Source organism: Streptomyces sp. MJM8645, assembly GCF_001625365.1.
Classification (GTDB): Bacteria; Actinomycetota; Actinomycetes; order Streptomycetales; family Streptomycetaceae; genus Kitasatospora.
The window spans coordinates 3,579,937-3,597,424 of sequence record NZ_LJJF01000001.1; the positions used below are offsets into that span (position 1 = coordinate 3,579,937).

The window sequence follows — 17,488 nt, forward strand, 5'->3', positions numbered from 1 at the left end:
CGGCCGAAAAGGGAGGGCCCTGGGGCGCCTCAGGGCGCGGACGCGCACTCCCGGCGCGCGAACGGGAGTGCGAGGATCGACCGCGGGGGCGCCACCACGCGTGCCCCCGCCGGGCGAGGTCAGGGGGCCGCGATCGTGTGTACGGCGTTCGTCAGCATCGAACCGGGAGCGGCCGTGCCGGTGCTGCTCCTCTCCGTCCGGGACGAGTACCTCGGGCGCGGCTGGCTGCCGCCGGACCACCACTGGCCGGACCGGCCGGCCCTGGTCGGCGGACTCGACCTCGCCGCCGGCGGCACCTGGCTGGCCGTCGACCCCGGGCGGCGGACCGCCGCCTGCCTGCTGAACGGCTTCGGGCCGCTCGCCCCCGCCGACACCCGGCTGTCCCGTGGCGAACTGCCGCTCACCGCCGTCCGGGACGGCGGGATCGGCCACCTCGACCTCACCCCGTACGACCCGTTCCACCTCGTCCTGGTCCGGCCCGACGGCGCCCGGGTCGCCAGCTGGGGCGGCGGCCGGCTGGAGGAACGCGAACTGCCGGTCGGCCTCAGCGTGGTGCTCAACGACGGGTTGGAGGGCACGGCCGCCAACCGGACCGCCTCCGAGCGGATCCGCGCGCTGATGGCCGCCCGCGCCGACCGCTTCCGGGCCCGCCTCGCCGCCGCGCCCCGGCCGGAGCCGACCGGCGACGGGCCCGCCGAACGGGCTTGGGGCGACTGGCTGCCGATCGTCACGGGCGACGGCCTGCCGCTGGACGACGACGCGGCGCTGATCCAGCGGCGGGACTTCGGCGACGGGCGGATCTGGGGGTCCTCCTCGATCTCGCTGCTCGCGCTCGGGCCGGACGGGCCGCGCTACGACTTCGCCCCCGCGCCGGTGCCCGCCGACGGCGGGGCGTGGCGGCGGGTGCCGCTCGGCGGAGGCGGGTCGGCGGCGCGGTCCGGCGGCTGACCGGCTGCCAACCGGCGACTGGCCGGCAGCGGTGGCGCCCAGACGTCCGCTCGATGAACTTCTGGCGGCGGGGCTGCCGGGCGTCTACATGCCCGTAGTAGCTTCGCGGGGCTCCCCCGGATCCAGACCCCCGAGCGAAGGTGCGCGATGTCCACCCTGACCTACCCGGAAGCGATAGGCGTCGGCCTACTGCAGGGTGTGACGGAACTCTTCCCGGTCTCCAGCCTGGGCCACAGCATCCTGCTCCCCGCCCTGATCGGCGGGAAGATCCAGCGGGACCTCGACATGACCGCCGAGGGCTCCTCCTACCTCGCCGTCCTGGTCGGCCTGCACCTGGCCACCGCGTTCGCCCTGGTGGTGTTCTTCCGCAAGGACTGGGTCCGGGTGATCGGCGGCTTCCTCAGCTCGATCCGCCGCCGCCGGGTCGAGAGCCGGGACGAGAAGCTCGCCTGGCTGCTGATCATCTCCACCATCCCGGTCGGGGTGGCGGGCCTCGCCCTGGAGAAGGCGCTGCGCAACGCGCTCGGCAAGCCCGTCCCGGCCGCCGTCTTCCTCGCCCTCAACGGGCTGGTGCTGCTCGGTGCCGAACGGCTCAAGCGCGGCGGCACCGGCCGCCGGCGGGCCGGGCACGCCGCCCCGCCGACCGAGGAACCGGGCCTCGACCCGGCGATCGCCTCCGACCACCGCCTCGCCCGGCTCAGCTTCGTCCAGGGCGCCTGGATCGGCGCCGCCCAGATCCTCGCGCTCTTCCCCGGCATCAGCCGCTCCGGTGTCACCATGAGCGCCGGCATCCTGCGCGGCCTGCACCACGAGGACGCCGCCCGCTTCTCCTTCCTGCTCGCGACCCCGGTCATCCTGGCCGCCTCCGTGCTGAAGGTGCCGGAGCTGTTCAAGCCGGAGAACTCCGCCGTCCTCGGCCCGGTCGTCGCCGGCAGCATCGCCGCCTTCGTCGCCGGCTACGTCTCGGTGCGCTTCCTCACCAAGTACTTCGAGACCCGCAGCCTGACGCCGTTCGCGCTCTACTGCTTCCTCGCCGGCGTCGGCAGCGCGGTCTACCTGTCGGTCTGATCCGCCCCCACCCCGGGGTCGAGGATGCCGGGCCGCGCGATAATCGGGCCCGTGAGCAGCTCCTGGACTTCCTTCGGCGGCGACTTGCACCTGGACCTCACCGAGCGGCGCGCCGCCGGGGCCGGGCTGCGGGCCGCCCTGGAGGACGCGCTGCGCGAGGCCGTCCAGGACGGGCGGCTCGTGCCCGGCACCCGGCTGCCGTCCTCGCGGGCCCTCGGCGAGGACCTCGGGATCGCCCGGAACACCGTGGTCGAGGCGTACGGGCAGCTCACCGCGGAGGGCTGGCTCACCTCCCGGCAGGGCTCCGGCACCACCGTCGCCCGGCGGGCCGCGCCCGGCCGGAGCCGGCGGGCCGCCCGGCCCGCAGCGGGGCGGCGGACCGTCCGGCACGACCTGATGGCCGGGCGGCCCGACCTCTCGCTCTTCCCCCGCACCGCCTGGCTCGCCGCCGCCCGCCGGGCCCTCGCCACCGCGCCGCACGAGGCCTTCGGCTACGGCAGCCCGTTCGGCCGGATCGAGCTGCGGCGGGCGCTCACCGACTACCTGGCGCGGGTCCGCGGCGTCCGCACCGATCCCGACCACCTGCTGATCTGCACCGGTGTCTCCCAGGGCCTGGGCCTGCTCTGCGCCGCCCTGCGGGAGCGCGGGGACCGCGCCCTCGCGGTCGAGGAGTACGGGCTGCCGCCGCAGCACGCCGTCGCCCGGGCGGCGGGGCTGGCCACCGTCCCGGTGCCGCTGGACGAGGCGGGCGCCCGGGTCGAGCGGCTCGACGGCCGGTGCGGGGCCGTCCTGCTCACCCCCGCGCACCAGTTCCCCACCGGTGCGCCGCTGGCCGCCGACCGGCGGGCCGCCGCCGTGCGCTGGGCGCGCGAGCGGGACGGGTACGTCGTCGAGGACGACTACGACGGCGAGTTCCGCTACGACCGGCAGCCGGTCGGCGCGATGCAGGCGCTCGACCCGGAGCGGGTGGTGTACGCCGGGACGGCCGCCAAGAGCCTCGCGCCGGGCCTGCGGCTGGCCTGGCTGGCCCTGCCGGACGCGCTGGTCGAGCCGGTGGCCCGGTTGAAGAGACTGGCCGACACGATGTCCCCGGTGCTCGACCAGCTGACCCTCGCCGAGCTGATCACCTCCGGGACGTACGACCGGCACGTCCGCCGCTGCCGGCTGCACTACCGGCGCCGGCGGGACCAGTTGGTCGCCGCGCTCGCCGAGCACGCCCCGCGCGTGCGGGTCACCGGGATCGCCGCCGGGCTGCACGCCGTTCTCCAACTGCCGCCCGGTTCCGCGTCCGAGGCGGAGCTGCTGGCCCGGGCCGAGGCCGCCGGCCTGGCCGTCGAAGGGCTGTCCTGGCACCTCGCCGACCGGTCGGCCGCCGACCCGGACGCCGCCCCCGCTCTGGTGATCGGCTACGCGTCCCCGCCCGAACACGCCTTCCCGGCGGCGCTGGACGCCCTCTGCGAGCTGCTGCGCGAGCGGTGAGGGCCGCGACCGCCCCGGTGGACTACTTGTTGCGGTTGCCCAGTTCGAACAGCAGCATGATGAAGCCGGCGACGGCGTGGATGCCGGCGGTGTAGATCACCAGGCGGACCCCGACCCGGCGGTTGGCCGAGATGCCGGCGTCGACGGTCAGCGGGGCGGGGGTCGGAGCGGCCGGGGCGGTGGCCGCGGCGGCCTGGTCGGGGCTGGTGGGATCGGCCATGAGGGATCTCCTCCAAGGGTTCTGACGTCGGGTCAGTGGGTTGCTGCGGGGCCGCCGAGGCAGAGTTCGCCGCCGGGGCTCTGCAGCAGGGTGTGGACGAAGAGCAGTTCGACGCCGTCCGGCGCGTCGGCGGCGATGCAGTGCGGGGTGAGCGAGTCGAAGTGGGCGGAGTCGCCGACGTCGAGGCGGTGGACGCGGTCGCCGAGGGTCAGCTTGAGCCGGCCCTGCAGGACGTACAGCCACTCCTCGCCGGGGTGGACCCGGACCACCGTGTCCTGCACGCCCGGGGGCACGTGGACGCGCAGCGCCTGCATGGCCCGGCCGGGGGCGCCGGCCCGGCGGTAGCCCCAGCCGCCGGCGCGGCCGGGTTCGATGGCGCCGCCGCGCACGACCGGGTCGGGTTCGGCCATGGTCTCGCCGAGCAGGCCGGAGACGGAGGTGCCGTAGGCGCGGGCGAGGCCGAGCAGGACGGGGAGGGAGGGCTGGCGGCGGCCGGTCTCCAGCCGGGACAGATAGGCTGGGGAGAGCCCGACCCTGGCGGAGGCCACTTCGAGGGTCAGGCGGCTGCTGAGCCGGTGTTCCCGGAGGCGGGCGGCGAGGCCGACCACTTCCTGGTCGTCGAGCCGGTCTTCCGGGGCGGCGTCCCCGGTCGGGCTGGTGGTCATGTGACCAGTGGACACCCGCCGTGCCGCTCGGGCAAGAATTTTGCCTCAGAGGCAAGAGGGCCCGGAGTCCCCCTCTCTCGGACAGGGCCTACGGCCGCGGGATGTTGCGCAGGTTGCTGCGGGCCAGGTCGATCATGCGCCCGACCCCGCCGGAGAGCACCGTCCGCCCGGCCGCCAGCGCGAAGCCCTTCAGCTGGGCCGCCGTGATGTACGGCGGGATGGACAGCGCGTTGGGGTCGGTGACCACGTCCACCAGAGCGGGGCCGGGCCGCTCCAGCGCCTCCGCCAGCACCTCCCGGACCCTCCCCGGCTCGGTGACCCGCTTGGCCGGGATGCCCATCGCCCGCGCGATCCCCGCGTAGTCGACGTCCCCGTTGTCGATCTCGTACTCCGGGTAGCCCGAGACCAGCATCTCCAGCTTGATCATGCCGAGCGCCCCGTTGTTGAAGACGACGGTCTTCACCGGCAGCCGGTGCTTGGCCACCGTCAGCAGTTCGCCGAGCAGCATGCCGACCCCGCCGTCACCGGCCATCGCGATCACCTGCCGCCCGGGGCAGGCCAGTTGGGCGCCGATGGCGTGCGGCAGGGCGTTGGCCATCGAGCCGTGCAGGAAGGAGCCGATCACCCGGCGGCGGCCGTTCGGCTGGAGGTAGCGGGCGGCCCAGACGTTGTTCATGCCGGTGTCCACGGTGAACACCGCGTCGTCGGCGGCCACCTCGTCGAGCACCGAGGCGACGTACTCGGGGTGGATCGGCAGGTGCTTCTCGATGTCCCGGGTGTAGGCGCCGACCACGTCCTCCAGCGAGCGGCAGTGCTTGCGCAGCATCCCGTCGAGGAAGGCGCGGTCGCGCTTGGCGTCCAACAGCGGCAGGACGGCCCGCAGGGTGGCGGCGACATCGCCGTGGACGGCCAGTTCGAGCGCGGTGCGGCGGCCCAGCCGGGTGGCGTCGTGGTCGACCTGGACGGTGTGCGCCTGCGGCAGGAAGGAGTCGTACGGGAAGTCGGTGCCGAGCAGCAGCACCAGGTCGGCGGAGTGCAGCGCCTCGTGGCAGGCGCCGTAGCCGAGCAGGCCGCTCATGCCGACGTCGTACGGGTTGTCGTACTGGATCCACTCCTTGCCGCGCAGGGAGTGCCCGACCGGCGCGTTCAGGGCCCGGGCCGCCTCCATCACCTCGCCGTGCGCCCCGCGCACCCCCGCACCGCAGAACAGGGCGACCTTGCGGGCCGCGTTGAGCAGCCGGGCCAGCTCCTGCACCTGGGACCACGGCGGCGCGGCGACGGCCTGCTCGGTGAGGAAGTGGCTGGTCCCGGTGGGCCCGGCGGCGGGGAGCGCGGCGACGTCCCCGGGGAAGGCCAGCACCGAGACGCCGTGCGAGCCGAGCGCGTGCTGGATGGCGATCCGCATCAGCCGGGGCAGCTGGGCGGGGGTGGAGAGCATCTCGCACCAGGAGCTGCAGTCGGTGAACACCCGCTCGGGGTGGGTCTCCTGGAAGAAGCCGGTGCCGATCTGCCCGGACGGGATGTGCGAGGCGAGCGCCAGCACCGGCAGGCCGCTGCGCTGGGCGTCGTACAGGCCCTGGACGAGGTGGGTGTTGCCGGGCCCGCAGGAGCCGGCGCAGACCGCGAGCCGGCCGCTGAGCTCGGCCTCGGCGGCCGCCGCGAAGGCGCCCGCCTCCTCGTTGCGCACGTGCACCCAGCTGATGCCGTCGGTCCGCCGGATCGCGTCCACGACCGGGTTGAGGCTGTCTCCGACCACGCCGTAGACCCGCTCGACCCCGGCCTGCCGGAGCACCTCCACCATCTGTTCGGCCACGCTCGCCACGGGTGCTCTCCAATCACCGGCCGCCGACTGCCGCAGGACACCTGCACCCTCCGACGGCCGGGCCCGCCCCGCACCCGGAGCGGACCCGAACAGGTGAACGACCGGCTGGTGCGGCTACTCCGCCGCCAGGTGGTCCTGCTGCCCGAGCTTGCCGCTGACCAGGCCCGCCTGCGCCTGCCGCCGGGCGGGCTCGCGGCCGGGCGGCTGGCCGCACCGCTCCTTTGCCGGCGGCGCGGTGGTCGGCAGGGTGACCGGCTGCCCGGCCTTCACCTGCACCGGCTCGCCGTCGTGCCACAGGTGCAGCACCTCGCCGCGGCGCAGCGCGTACGTCGTCCCCTCGTGGGTGATCTGGACGCCCAGCAACTGCCCGCGGACCATCAGCGAGAACCCGAGCCTCATCAGCCCGCCCGGCAGCCGGGGCCGGAAGGACAGCGAGTCGCTGTGGTCGCGCAGCCCCCCGAAGCCCGCCACCAGGGCGATGCAGGCGCCCGCGAGCGAGGCCATGTGCAGGCCGTCGCGGGTGTTGCCGCCGAGGTCGTGCAGGTCCATCAGCGCCGCCTCGGCCGTGTAGTCGTACGCGAGGTCGAGCTGGCCGACCTCGGCGGCGATCACCGCCTGGGTGCACGCGGAGAGCGAGGAGTCGCGGACGGTGAGCCGCTCGTAGTAGGCGAAGTTGCGGGCCTTCTGCTCGTCGGTGAACGCGTCGCCGCGGACCTGCATGGCGAGCACCAGGTCGGCCTGCTTGACCACCTGCTTGCGGTACAGGTCGAAGTACGGGTAGTGCAGCAGCAGCGGGTACTTCTCGGGCGGGGTGTGCTCGAAGTCCCAGACCTGGTGGTGGGTGAAGCCGTCGGCCTGCGGGTGCACGCCGAGGTCCTCGTCGTACGGGATGTACATCGCGGCCGCGGCGTCCCGCCAGGCGGCGGTCTCCTCGGTGTCGACGCCGAGTTCGGCGGCCTCGTGCGGGTGGCGGGCGGCGGCCTCGGCGGCGGCGCGCAGGTTCGTCTGCGCCATCAGGTTGGTGAACACGTTGTTGTCGGCGACGGCGCTGTACTCGTCCGGGCCGGTGACGCCCTCGATGCGGAACTTGCCCGAGACGTCGTGGTGGCCGAGCGAGCGCCACATCCGGGCGGTCTCCACGAGCAGTTCGAGCCCGTACGCGCGCTCGAACTCGGCGTCCCCGGTGGCCCGGACGTAGCGGGCGACGGCGGCGGCGATGTCGGCGCCGATGTGGAAGGCGGCGGTACCGGCCGGCCAGTACCCGGAGCACTCCTCGCCGCGGATGGTGCGCCAGGGGAACACCGCTCCGGCCAGGCCGAGTTGGGCGGCCCGCTCGCGGGCCAGCGGCAGCGTGGTGTGCCGCCAGCGCAGGGCCTGGTTGACGGCCCCGGGCAGGCAGTAGGTGAGCACCGGCAGGACGAAGGTCTCGGTGTCCCAGAAGCTGTGGCCGTCGTAACCCGGGCCGGTCAACCCCTTGGCGGGGATGGCCCGTTCCTCGCTGCGGGCGCCGGCCTGGAGGACGTGGAAGACGGCGAACCGGACGGCCTGCTGGAGTTCGACGTCGCCTTCGATCTCGACGTCGCTGGTCTCCCAGAACTCCTTGAGGTAGTCGGCCTGTTCGGCGGCCAGACCGTCCCAGCCGGTGTACCGGGCGGCGGTCAGCGCGGCCTCCACCTGGTCCCGGACGGCGGGCAGCGAGCGCGTCCCCGACCAGCCGTAGGCCATGAACTTGACCAGCCGCAGCCGCTGTCCGGGCCGGAGCACGGTGGTGACGCTGATCCGGCAGTGGTCGGCCTCGGCCTCGGCGACGGTTTCGAGCTCCTCCGGGCCCTCGATCACGTGGTCCATCCCGGCGGCGACCCGGATCGCGCTGTAGCGGGTGCGGTGCACCAGGACGGCCTTGGTGCCGCTCGCGTGGTGCACCTCGGGCTGCAACGGCGCCTCCAGCACGGCGGAGGCCCGCGGATCGCCCTCGGGGCCGCCGGGCAGCTGCTCGTTGGCGACCAGCTCGGACTGGAGCACGATCCGCACCGGCCCGTCCACCGCCTCGACGCTGTACTCGACCGCGGCGACCGCGCGCTGGGTGAGCGAGACCAGCCGGGAGGAGCGCACCCGGATGGTCCGGCCGGCCGGGGAGGTCCACTCGGCCTCGCGGTGCAGCATCCCCTCCCGGAAGTCCAACCAGCGCTTGTGGCGGATGAGTTCGCCGTAGCGCAGGTCGAAGGGCTCGTCGTCGACCAACAGCCGGATGATCTTGCCGTTGGTCACGTTGATGACGCTCTGGCTGGACTCCGGGTAGCCGTAGCCGCCCTCGCCGTACGGCAGCGGGCGGAGCTCGAAGACACCGTTCAGGTAGGTGCCGGGGAGGCCGTGCGGCTCGCCCTCGTCCAGGTTGGCGCGCAGGCCGATGTGGCCGTTGGACAGCGCGAACAGCGACTCGGCGCGGGCCATCGCGGTCAGGTCCAGGCCCTGCTCGGCGATCTGCCAGGGGTCGACGGAGAAGTTGTCCAAGCCACTCATGCGACTACCCCGCTCCACTCACTCATGCCTGCTCCTCCAGCAGTTCGGCGAGGTCGTCGACGACCACGGTCGCGCCGTCCCGGCGCAGTTCGGCGGCCTGCCCGGTGCGGTTGACCCCGACCACGGCCCCGAAGCCGCCCGCCCGGCCGGAGGCCACCCCGGCGAGCGCGTCCTCGAAGACGGCGGCGTGCGCGGGCTCGACGCCGAGCGTGCGGGCGGCGTACAGGTAGGTGTCGGGGGCGGGCTTGCCGGGCAGGCCCTCGCGCTGGGCGACGACGCCGTCCACGATCACGTCGAACAGCCCCTCGATGCCCGCCGCCCGCAGCACGTCCCGGCAGTTGGCGCTGGAGGACACCACGGCGCTGGGCAGCCCGAGCGCGCGCAGCCGGTGCACGTACGCGACCGAACCGTCGTACGGCTGGACGCCCTGCTCGCGGATCAGCCGCAGGACGGTGTCGTTCTTGGCCCGGCTGATCCCGTGCACGGTAGGGGTGTTGGGCGGATCGGCGTCGGTGCCCTCGGGCAGGTCGACGCCCCGGCTGTGCAGGAACGCCCGGGTGCCGTCCAGTCTCGGGCGGCCGTCCACGTAGGTGTCGTAGTCGGTGACGGCGTCGAAGGGGACGAACTGCCCGCCGGTGCGGGCGGCTTCGGCGCGCAGGAAGGAGTCGAAGGTGTCCTTCCAGGCCGCGGCGTGCACTTTGGCGGTCTGGGTGAGGACCCCGTCGAGGTCGAAGAGGAAAGCGCGGATGTCGTCCGGTAGCCCCAGCATGGGTGCAGTCTTACCCGGGAACGCGGGGAAGCCGCCCATTTCCCGGCGGCGCGTCGCGGGAAGGGCGGCTTCCGGTTGCCCGGGTGCTCGTGGGCGGCCGGGTGGGCTCGTGGGTGCCCGGCGCCGGCACGGCGGGGGTGCCCGGCTGCTGTTACGGCGAGTCGGGCATCTGCGCCTCGGCGGCCTCCGCCACCGCGAACACCGCGCCCTGCGGGTCCTGGACGACCGCCATCCGGCCGGACTGCATGTCGAACGGCGGCTGGATCACCGAGCCGCCCGCCTTGACCAGGGCGTCCACGGTGGAGTCGGTGTCGTCCACCGAGAAGTAGGCCATCCAGTGCGAGGGCGTGCCCGCCCCCAGGTACTTGGGGATCGGCTGCATGCCGCCCACCGTACGGCCGCCGGCGTTGAGCGAGAAGTACCCCTCCATGCCCTGGATGGTCGCCGGGCGCAGCCCGAGCGCCGGGAGGTAGAAGCGGCCGGCCGCGTCGGTGTCGGCGGTGTTGAGCTCGTTCCAGACCAGTGCGCCGGGCTCGTTGACCACGCCCGCGCCGATGAAGTCCATCGCCTGCCAGACGCCGAACACCGCGCCGGTCGGGTCGGCGGCGACCAGCATCCGGCCGATCACGCCGACGTCCATCGCCGGGTAGAGGATCGTGCCGCCGTGCTCGGCGATGGCGGCCCCGCTCACGTCGGCGTCGTCCGAGGCCAGGTAGGTGGTCCAGGCGACGGGCGGCAGCGGCTGGCCCTCGGGCGCGGACCGCGCCATGATCCCGGCGACCGGTCGGTCGTTGAGCATGCACACGGCGTAGCCGCCGAACTCGGCCGGGCCGACCTCGCCCTGCCAGCCGAACAGGTCGCGGTAGAAGTCGAGCGCGGCCTGCTGGTCGCTCGCCATCAGGTCGATCCAGCACGGGGTGCCGGGCTTGTACGGAGCGGTGACTACGGGCATTGCTGGGCCTCCCGAAGGCAGTGGTCGCCGGCGTGGTCGTCGGGGCGGGCGGGTCCCGGCCGCCCGGTGCCGGGCTGCCGGTGCCGGCCGTCAGCGCGAACGGCGGGTACACCGCCCACCATCGGCCCGGCGCCGCGATCCCGCCACCGGACGGCGCCCTGGCGGGCGATCGGACGGGCCCGGGGCCCGTTGGCCGTCGGCGGGCCGTTCACGCGGTGTCGTGCCGCTCACGCCGCCGTAGGGGCCGTTCACGCGGCGTCGTGCCGCTGGGCCGTGACGAAGTACGGCTGCACCTTGCCGCTCTGCGCGTAGTCCTTGAGCCGGACCAGCAGTTCGGCCCAGGTGCCGGCGACCAGCGGGACACCGTCCTCGCTGCCCGGCTGCCAGCCGCCGTGCCGGAACAGCAGCCGGGTGCGGCCGGGCTCGTCGGGCTGGTCGGCGAGGTCCCAGCTGATCCAGGTGCCGGCCCAGTGCGGCGGGAAGGCCCCGGCGTTGGCCCACACCACCCGGTCCAGGTCGGCCCGCTCGCGGCGCAGCCGGAACGGCTCGGGGACGCCGGGGAAGTCGAACAGCAGGACGTCGCCCTCCCGGTCCACGCCGGTGGTCCACCAGCTGGTCAGCCCGTCGTGCGTGTTGAGCGCGGCGAGGACGACGGCCCGGGGTGCGGCGATGTCGAACTGGAGGGCGATCTCGGGCATGGGGGTCCGCCTTTCGGTGCGCGCCCCCCTTGTCCGTGGGCCGGGTCCGGTGTGCCGGGGTCCCGCGCGTCGGGCCCCCGTCCCTCGGGTCGCCCGTCCCTCAGGTCGCCCGGGCCGGGCGCCTCCCCGGTTTCTCCGGCCACCATGGCACGACCCCCGGGCCCGCGCGCCCTGGACGGCGCCGGCCCGGGGGTCGTCCCCACGGCTCGGGTGCGGTCAGCCGCCGCTGCCGTAGGTGGTGTTCGCGCAGATGTCGTCGTCCGCCGAGCGGGCGTCGTTGGTGACGGTGGTCGGCAGCGGCGCCGGGGGCGCCGGGGTGCCGTTCGCGGCCGCGCCGCCCGTCCCGGCGGCCGGGCCGGTGGCGCCGCCGCCGTTGGCCGCCGAGAAGTCCTTGCCGACGATCAGGGTCACGCCCGCCGAGTTGCCGGCCTCGACGCTGGCCCCCGGGAACAGCGCGGCGACCTTGTCGGCGTTCGCCTTCTGCCCGGAGCCGTACTCGATCATGGTGGTCTTGTACTTGGTGCTCGCCGCCTGGCCCGCCGTGGTGGCGACGAACTTGGCGGCCTTCAGCTGCGCGGTCGCCTTGCCGGCCAGGCCGTTCTCGGTCGTCCCGTTGTAGACCGCCACCTTGATCGACGAGTTGCCGGCGTCCGCGGCCGACGCGGCGGGCGCGCTGGACGCGGCCGACTGCGACGCGGCCGGTGCGCTCGGGCTGGCGGCCGCGTCCGGCTGCTGGCCGGTGGCGTTCTGCCCGTCGATGGTCTGGTCGGCCTTGAGGGTCTCCCAGAGCTTGTTGGCGTCCGGCTGGACCAGGTCGAGGTCCTTGTCCTGGGTGCGGTAACGCCAGGGCGCCGTCACGAACTTGAGGTCGTGCATGTCGATGTTCTTGAGCGACAGCCCGAAGGAGAGCAGCTTGTCCGCGGAGGCCAGCCCCGGGTCGACCACCAGCGACTTGGTCGCGGCGTCGGCCAGCGGCAGCAGGTTGGTGGGGCTCAGCCCGTCCTTCTTGACCTTGCTCGCGAGCGAGCTGAGGAAGGCCTGCTGGCGCTTCATCCGGCCGATGTCGGAGCCGTCGCCGATGCCGTGCCGCAGGCGCACGTAGTCCAGCGCCTGCTGGCCCTGCACGGTCTGCTTGCCCTGCGGCAGGACGAGGTCGCCCTTCCTGTGCAGGTTGGGGTTGACGTCGCCCTCGTAGATGGCCTTCGGCAGGCAGACGTCGACACCGTTCACGGCCTTGGTCATCGCGGAGAAGCCGTTGAAGTCGACCACGATGGTGTGGTCGACCCGGATCCCGGTGAGCTTCTCCACCGTGTTCTGGGCGCAGGCCGGGTTGCCGCCGTCGCTGCCGCCGACCGAGAAGGCCGCGTTGAACAGGTCGCTGGACGCCCCCTTGGTCCACTTGCCGTTGGGCAGCTTGCAGGGCGGGATCGGGACCTTCGCGTTGCGCGGGATCGAGATGCCCACGGCGTGCTTGTGGTCGGCGTAGACGTGCAGCAGGATCGTGGTGTCCGAGCGGGCGCCGCCGTCCTCGCCGCCGCCGAGGTCCGAGTTGTTGCCGCCGCGGCTGTCCGAACCGATCAGCAGGACGTTGACCGGCTTGTTGCCGTCCGCGTCGGCCTGCGCCTCCGGCGGGCGGTCGGTGGCTATCGCGTCGCCGTCGAAGGACTTGATGTTGGCGTTCAGCTTGAAGTAGATCGCCCCGCCGGCGCCCGCGATCAGCACCAGCACGCCGGCCGCCGACCAGGCGACGATCTTCTTCACGTTCTTCTTGGGCTTGCGGCTGTTGCGCGCCGCCGCCCGGCCGCCGCCGGCCGCCGCCGCCTCAGGCCTGCCGCCGTCCTTGCCCGCGCCCCGACCGCCGTCCTTGCCCGCGTCCTTGCCGCCGTCCTTGCCAGCGCGGCCAGCGCCCTTGCCCTGGGCGGCGCGTCGGGCCTCCGCCCGGCCGCCGGTACGCGGCGGCGGCACGGACCCATCGCTCCCCGTCGTGAGCGCGCCGGGTGCGTTCTCCCCCCGAGCCGGGCCCTCGCCCCACTGACCTGACATGCGCGTACCTTTCACCGACGGAAGCGACGCCCCGGACGATCTGGCGCACCGCACACAGGGAGACGGTCGGAGCCGTTCCCAGGTTGCACATACGAACATCGGTACAAACCGATGAACGTGGCTTCCGATCATATTTAGGCCCGACGCGGTCACCGACCTCCGGTCCACCACCAACCCCGGCCACCACGGCGCAAGCTCGCCACAGAACACCCGAAACCAGCCGATTACGACGTGACCTACGCCACCTCTCCCCGCCCCAGCGGCACCATCCGGCACCACGCGCCGCACGTCCGCCGCCGCCCGGGACGGTCCGGGGGTTATCCTCACCCCGCCCCAGGGGGATGCCCCCGTTTCTCAAGGCCCGTTCGCTAGACCAGACTCAGCACCATGACCACCGATACCGCGGGGACGCCGACCGCGAAAACCCGGCCGCAGCCGCCCGCCGGACCACCGGACACCGCCCCGCCCGGAACCGGCGGGAGCGACTTCGCCCAACTGCTCGGCCGGATCAGCGCCGAGGCCCTGCTCGACCGACGCCCGGTCTACTACACCGTCCGCGCGGGCCTCGTCCTCGCCGCGTTCCTCGGCGGCTGGTGGGCCATGTTCGCCCTCGGCGACACCTGGCTCCAACTCGGCCTGGCCGCCGCGATGTCCATCGTCTTCGCCCAACTCGGACTGATGGCCCACGACCTGGCGCACCGCCAGGTGTTCACCGGGCGCCGCGCCGGCGAGATCGGCGGCCGCATCGTCGCCAACCTCCTGATGGGCATGAGCTACGGCTGGTGGATGAACAAGCACACCCGCCACCACGCCAACCCCAACCACGAGGAGCGGGACCCGGACGTCTCCCCCGACCTCGTCGTCTGGTCCCAGGACCAGGCCAGGAGGGCCAGCGGAATCGCCCGCTTCATCGGCCGCCGCCAGGCGTTCCTCTTCTTCCCGCTGCTCCTGCTCGAAGGCCTCAACCTCAGCTACAACAGCTTCCGCGCGCTGCGCAGCCCGATCATGAAGCGCCCGTACCTGGAGGGCTTCCTGCTGGTCGCCCACTTCGCCGCCTACCTCGGGCTGGTCTTCGCCGCCCTCCCGGTCGGCAAGGCCTTCGCCTTCCTCGCCGTCCACCAGGCCCTGCTCGGCGTCTACTTGGGCTGCGTCTTCGCCCCCAACCACAAGGGCATGCTGATGGTGACGCCCGGCATGCGGCTCGACTTCCTCCGCCGCCAGGTCCTCACCTCCCGCAACGTCCGCGGCGGCTACTTCATCGACGCCCTGATGGGCGGCCTCAACTACCAGGTCGAGCACCACCTCTTCCCCAGCATGCCCACCCCGGCCCTGCGCCGCGCCGCCGTCCTCACCCGCGACTTCTGCGCCGAGAAGGAGATCGCCTACTACGAGACCGGCCTCTTCCGCTCGTACCGCGAGATCCTCACCCACCTCCACCAGACCGGCGCCCCGATCCGCGCCGCGGGCTGACCCGCCCACGACCCACACCACACCGCGGCACCCCGGCTACTCGACCAGCCGGGGTGCCGCAGTGCGTTCACCGGCGGCGGACATGCAAAAGGCCAGGTCAGAGGGTTTCTGACCTGGCCTCGGTTCGGTGGGCCACCAGGGGCTCGAACCCTGAACCTACGGATTAAAAGTCCGCAGCTCTGCCAATTGAGCTAGTGGCCCGTGGCCCTCGTCCCGGTTGGGGAGGGCCACCGTGATCCTACCCGGTGGGGCGCAGGGCTCCGCCAGTGGATTGCGCGGGCGCGCCGGGGGCGGGGGGCGGAGCGTAGTGGGCGGCGCGGACGCGGCGGAGCCAGGATTCGGCGGGGCGCGGGTCCGGGGCGGCGGGGAGGACGCCGGGGCGGGCCAGGCGATCGGCGGCGTCGGCGAGCAGGGACTCGGCGACGGCGGGGCGGTCGGCGATGCGTTCGCCGAGGTCGCGGACGTGTCCGGGGTCGGCGAGGCGGACCAGGTTGTGGCCGGTCTCGTGCAGCCGGACGGCCTGCGCGACCAGCCGGACCAGGTGCCGGGCGTGCTTGGCGGCCCGGCCGCGGGTGACCGGGTCGGTGGTGTCGCGGGTCAGCAGTTTGCGGAACTGCTGCTCTGCGTAACCGAGATAGGCCTTCCGGACGGCCGATTCACTGAGGAAACTCGAGCGGATCTCGACCAGCTCGGCACCGAGCGGGGTGCGGATCTCGTACAGGTCGTCCGGCAGCCAGACGAGCTCGGAGGCGGTCGGGTTGCAGGACAGCGCCAGACGGCACCACTTGGCGGCCTCGTGCAGGGTGACGTCGGGCCCGGTGGTGACGTGCGACTCGGCCGGGCGGTGCAGACCGTGCAGTTCCTCGGTGGGGGCGGCGTACAGGCCGAGCCGGTCGACGTCGGAGCCGGCGTGGGCGAAGCCGTACGCGGTGGAGCCGACCACGCCGGAGAGCAGGACGGTGCCGGGGACGGCGGGTGCGGGTGCGTCGGGCATCGTCGGTCTCCTCTCGACCGGCAGGCTGGCAGGCTGGCAGGGCGGTGCCGGCGGTGAGGGTGATGGCGGCGCCGCTACCGCATCCTCGCCGGTCCGGGCCGCTCCGGGCGAACGATTTCCGCGCCGGGGCCCACCCCGGCCGGTCCGCCGGGTAGCGTACCGACCATGTCGACCACCATCCCCGACGACGGCGTCCTGATCGTCACCGGCGCCGGCCGCGGCATCGGCGCCGCCACCGCCCTGCTCGCCGCCCGGCGCGGCTACCGGGTCTGCGTCAACTACCGCACGGACGAGGCCTCGGCCACCGCCGTGGTGGACGCCGTCCGGGCCGCGGGCGGCACCGCACTCGCCGTCCGGGCCGACGTCACCCGCACCGCCGAGGTGGAGCGGCTGTTCACCACCGTGGACGCCGAACTCGGGCTGCTCACCGGCCTGGTGAACAACGCCGGCACGCTGGAGAAGCAGTGCCGGCTGGAGGACATCGACGAGGACCGGCTGAACCGGATCTGGGCCGCCAACATCACCGGCCCGTTCCTGTGCGCGGCCCAGGCCGTCCGCCGGATGTCCACCCGGCACGGCGGCCGCGGCGGTGCCATCGTCAACGTGTCCTCGGCCGCCTCGCGGCTCGGCTCGCCCAACGAGTACGTCGACTACGCGGCCGCCAAGGGCGCCGTCGACTCGATGACCCGCGGCCTCGCCCTGGAGGTCGCCGCCGAGGGGATCCGGGTCAACGCCGTCCGCCCCGGCCTGATCCACACCGACATCCACGCCCTCGGCGGCGAGCCCGGCCGGGTCGACCGGGTCGCCCCCGGACTGCCGATGCGACGCGGCGGACGGGCGGAGGAGGTCGCCGAGGCGATCCTCTTCCTGCTCTCCCCCGCCGCCTCGTACACCACCAACGCGTTCCTGGACGTCTCCGGCGGGCGCTGAAAGGTTCCCTCCGGTTTCCTTCCGCCGGCCCGCCCGCCGCCCGTACCGTGGGGCCATGACCGACGCCTTCATCGACATCCCCGGTGTGCGCAACTTCCGTGACGCGGGCGGGATCGGCGCCCTGCGGCGGGGCGTGCTCTACCGCTCCGGCTCCTTCCACACCCTCACCGACGAGGGCGCCCGGCGCCTCAAGGCCCTCGGCCTGCGCACCGTCCTCGACCTGCGCAGTCCGGTCGAGCTGGAGGTCTGGCCCGACCTGCGGCACGGCCTCGACCACGAGGCCCTCAACCTGCCGACCCTGCCCGCCAACCGCGAGGACGTCGACCAGCCCTGGCCCGAGGACCAGGCGGCGCTCTACCCCTTCATGGCCCAGACCGCCGGCCCGTCCCTCGCCGCCGTCGTCCGCCGCCTCGCCGCCCCCGGCGCGCTGCCCGCCCTCGTGCACTGCGCCGTCGGCAAGGACCGCACCGGCCTGACCATCGCCGTCCTGCAGTCCCTGCTCGGCGCCTCGGAGGCCGACGTCACCGCCGACTTCCTGCTCTCCAACGTCGGCCTCGGCCTCGACCGGGGCCCCACCCCCTACGTCGACGAGACCGGCACCGAACGCGTCTCCCGCCCCGTCACCGCCGAACTCCTCGCCTCCGCCCTGGGCTGGATCCACACCCGGCACTCCTCCCTCCCCGCCTACCTCCGCGCCCACGGCGTCACCGACGAGGAGCTGACCGCCCTGCGCACCAACCTGTCGGCCTGACCGGCCCGGGGACGCACCTGCTCCTGGCCTTCGAAGCACCACCACTGGGCGGGCGGGCCGGTGTCCTCCCCCTGGTGGACGGCGGGGTCGGGGGCGGTGCGGCGCGAAGGCCGTGGCCCGGCAGCCGACCCGGCACCCGCCACCGGGCCCGCCCGCAGC

15 protein-coding genes and 1 tRNA gene are annotated in these 17,488 nt (G+C 74.0%); 6 read left to right on the forward strand and 10 right to left on the reverse strand.

Annotated elements, in window-relative coordinates; genetic code table 11:
- Positions 1-135 precede the first annotated feature (135 nt).
- The 3 genes from A6F73_RS15275 to A6F73_RS15285 all read left to right on the forward strand — a co-directional run bounded on the left by A6F73_RS15275 (position 136) and on the right by A6F73_RS15285 (position 3,495).
- On the forward strand, positions 136-948 hold the full coding sequence (locus A6F73_RS15275; protein ID WP_063348312.1) for an NRDE family protein: 813 nt from the start codon (positions 136-138) through the stop codon (positions 946-948).
- A 147-nt stretch (positions 949-1,095) separates the two neighbouring features.
- Positions 1,096-2,016: an undecaprenyl-diphosphate phosphatase gene (locus tag A6F73_RS15280; protein WP_063348313.1), complete on the forward strand. Its 921-nt coding sequence runs from the start codon at positions 1,096-1,098 to the stop codon at positions 2,014-2,016.
- Positions 2,017-2,067: 51 nt separating this feature from the next.
- On the forward strand, positions 2,068-3,495 hold the full coding sequence (locus tag A6F73_RS15285; protein WP_063348314.1) for a PLP-dependent aminotransferase family protein: 1,428 nt from the start codon (positions 2,068-2,070) through the stop codon (positions 3,493-3,495).
- Positions 3,496-3,517: 22 nt separating this feature from the next.
- Here A6F73_RS15285 and A6F73_RS15290 read toward each other — a convergent pair whose 3' ends face one another.
- The 8 genes from A6F73_RS15290 to A6F73_RS15325 all read right to left on the reverse strand — a co-directional run bounded on the left by A6F73_RS15290 (position 3,518) and on the right by A6F73_RS15325 (position 13,106).
- Positions 3,518-3,715 carry a DUF6126 family protein gene (locus A6F73_RS15290; protein WP_063348315.1) on the reverse strand — a complete coding sequence of 66 codons (198 nt, stop codon included), beginning with the start codon at positions 3,713-3,715 and terminating at the stop codon, positions 3,518-3,520.
- 32 nt (positions 3,716-3,747) lie between these two features.
- Positions 3,748-4,380, reverse strand: coding sequence for an XRE family transcriptional regulator (locus tag A6F73_RS15295; RefSeq protein WP_063348316.1), 633 nt, complete (start codon positions 4,378-4,380; stop codon positions 3,748-3,750).
- Positions 4,381-4,468: 88 nt separating this feature from the next.
- On the reverse strand, positions 4,469-6,202 hold the full coding sequence (locus tag A6F73_RS15300; protein ID WP_279634903.1) for a pyruvate dehydrogenase: 1,734 nt from the start codon (positions 6,200-6,202) through the stop codon (positions 4,469-4,471).
- Positions 6,203-6,316: 114 nt separating this feature from the next.
- Positions 6,317-8,722: a glycosyl hydrolase family 65 protein gene (locus A6F73_RS15305; protein ID WP_063348317.1), complete on the reverse strand. Its 2,406-nt coding sequence runs from the start codon at positions 8,720-8,722 to the stop codon at positions 6,317-6,319.
- Between the two features lie 22 nt (positions 8,723-8,744).
- Positions 8,745-9,491, reverse strand: coding sequence for a beta-phosphoglucomutase family hydrolase (locus A6F73_RS15310; protein ID WP_063348318.1), 747 nt, complete (start codon positions 9,489-9,491; stop codon positions 8,745-8,747).
- 151 nt (positions 9,492-9,642) lie between these two features.
- Positions 9,643-10,443 (reverse strand): VOC family protein, encoded by an 801-nt coding sequence (locus A6F73_RS15315; protein ID WP_063348319.1) that lies wholly within the window; start codon positions 10,441-10,443, stop codon positions 9,643-9,645.
- A gap of 248 nt (positions 10,444-10,691) precedes the next feature.
- Positions 10,692-11,141 carry an SRPBCC domain-containing protein gene (locus A6F73_RS15320; RefSeq protein ID WP_063348320.1) on the reverse strand — a complete coding sequence of 150 codons (450 nt, stop codon included), beginning with the start codon at positions 11,139-11,141 and terminating at the stop codon, positions 10,692-10,694.
- 216 nt (positions 11,142-11,357) lie between these two features.
- A complete protein-coding gene (locus tag A6F73_RS15325) occupies positions 11,358-13,106 on the reverse strand; it encodes an LCP family protein (RefSeq protein WP_244293397.1) in 1,749 nt (582 codons plus the stop codon).
- 465 nt (positions 13,107-13,571) lie between these two features.
- Here A6F73_RS15325 and A6F73_RS15330 point away from each other — a divergent pair, with 465 nt between their 5' ends.
- Positions 13,572-14,654 (forward strand): acyl-CoA desaturase, encoded by a 1,083-nt coding sequence (locus A6F73_RS15330; protein ID WP_063348321.1) that lies wholly within the window; start codon positions 13,572-13,574, stop codon positions 14,652-14,654.
- Positions 14,655-14,782: 128 nt separating this feature from the next.
- Here the strand turns inward: A6F73_RS15330 and A6F73_RS15335 are convergent.
- A tRNA-Lys gene (locus A6F73_RS15335) sits at positions 14,783-14,855 on the reverse strand.
- Positions 14,856-14,892: 37 nt separating this feature from the next.
- Complete coding sequence (locus tag A6F73_RS15340) at positions 14,893-15,648, reverse strand: nucleotidyltransferase domain-containing protein (RefSeq protein WP_063348322.1); 756 nt, start codon at positions 15,646-15,648, stop codon at positions 14,893-14,895.
- A gap of 165 nt (positions 15,649-15,813) precedes the next feature.
- Between A6F73_RS15340 and A6F73_RS15345 the strand changes: the two genes are divergently transcribed.
- Both A6F73_RS15345 and A6F73_RS15350 read left to right on the forward strand, forming a co-directional pair.
- A complete protein-coding gene (locus tag A6F73_RS15345) occupies positions 15,814-16,578 on the forward strand; it encodes an SDR family oxidoreductase (RefSeq protein WP_063348323.1) in 765 nt (254 codons plus the stop codon).
- 55 nt (positions 16,579-16,633) lie between these two features.
- Positions 16,634-17,329: a tyrosine-protein phosphatase gene (locus tag A6F73_RS15350; RefSeq protein ID WP_063348324.1), complete on the forward strand. Its 696-nt coding sequence runs from the start codon at positions 16,634-16,636 to the stop codon at positions 17,327-17,329.
- Positions 17,330-17,488: the final 159 nt, after the last annotated feature.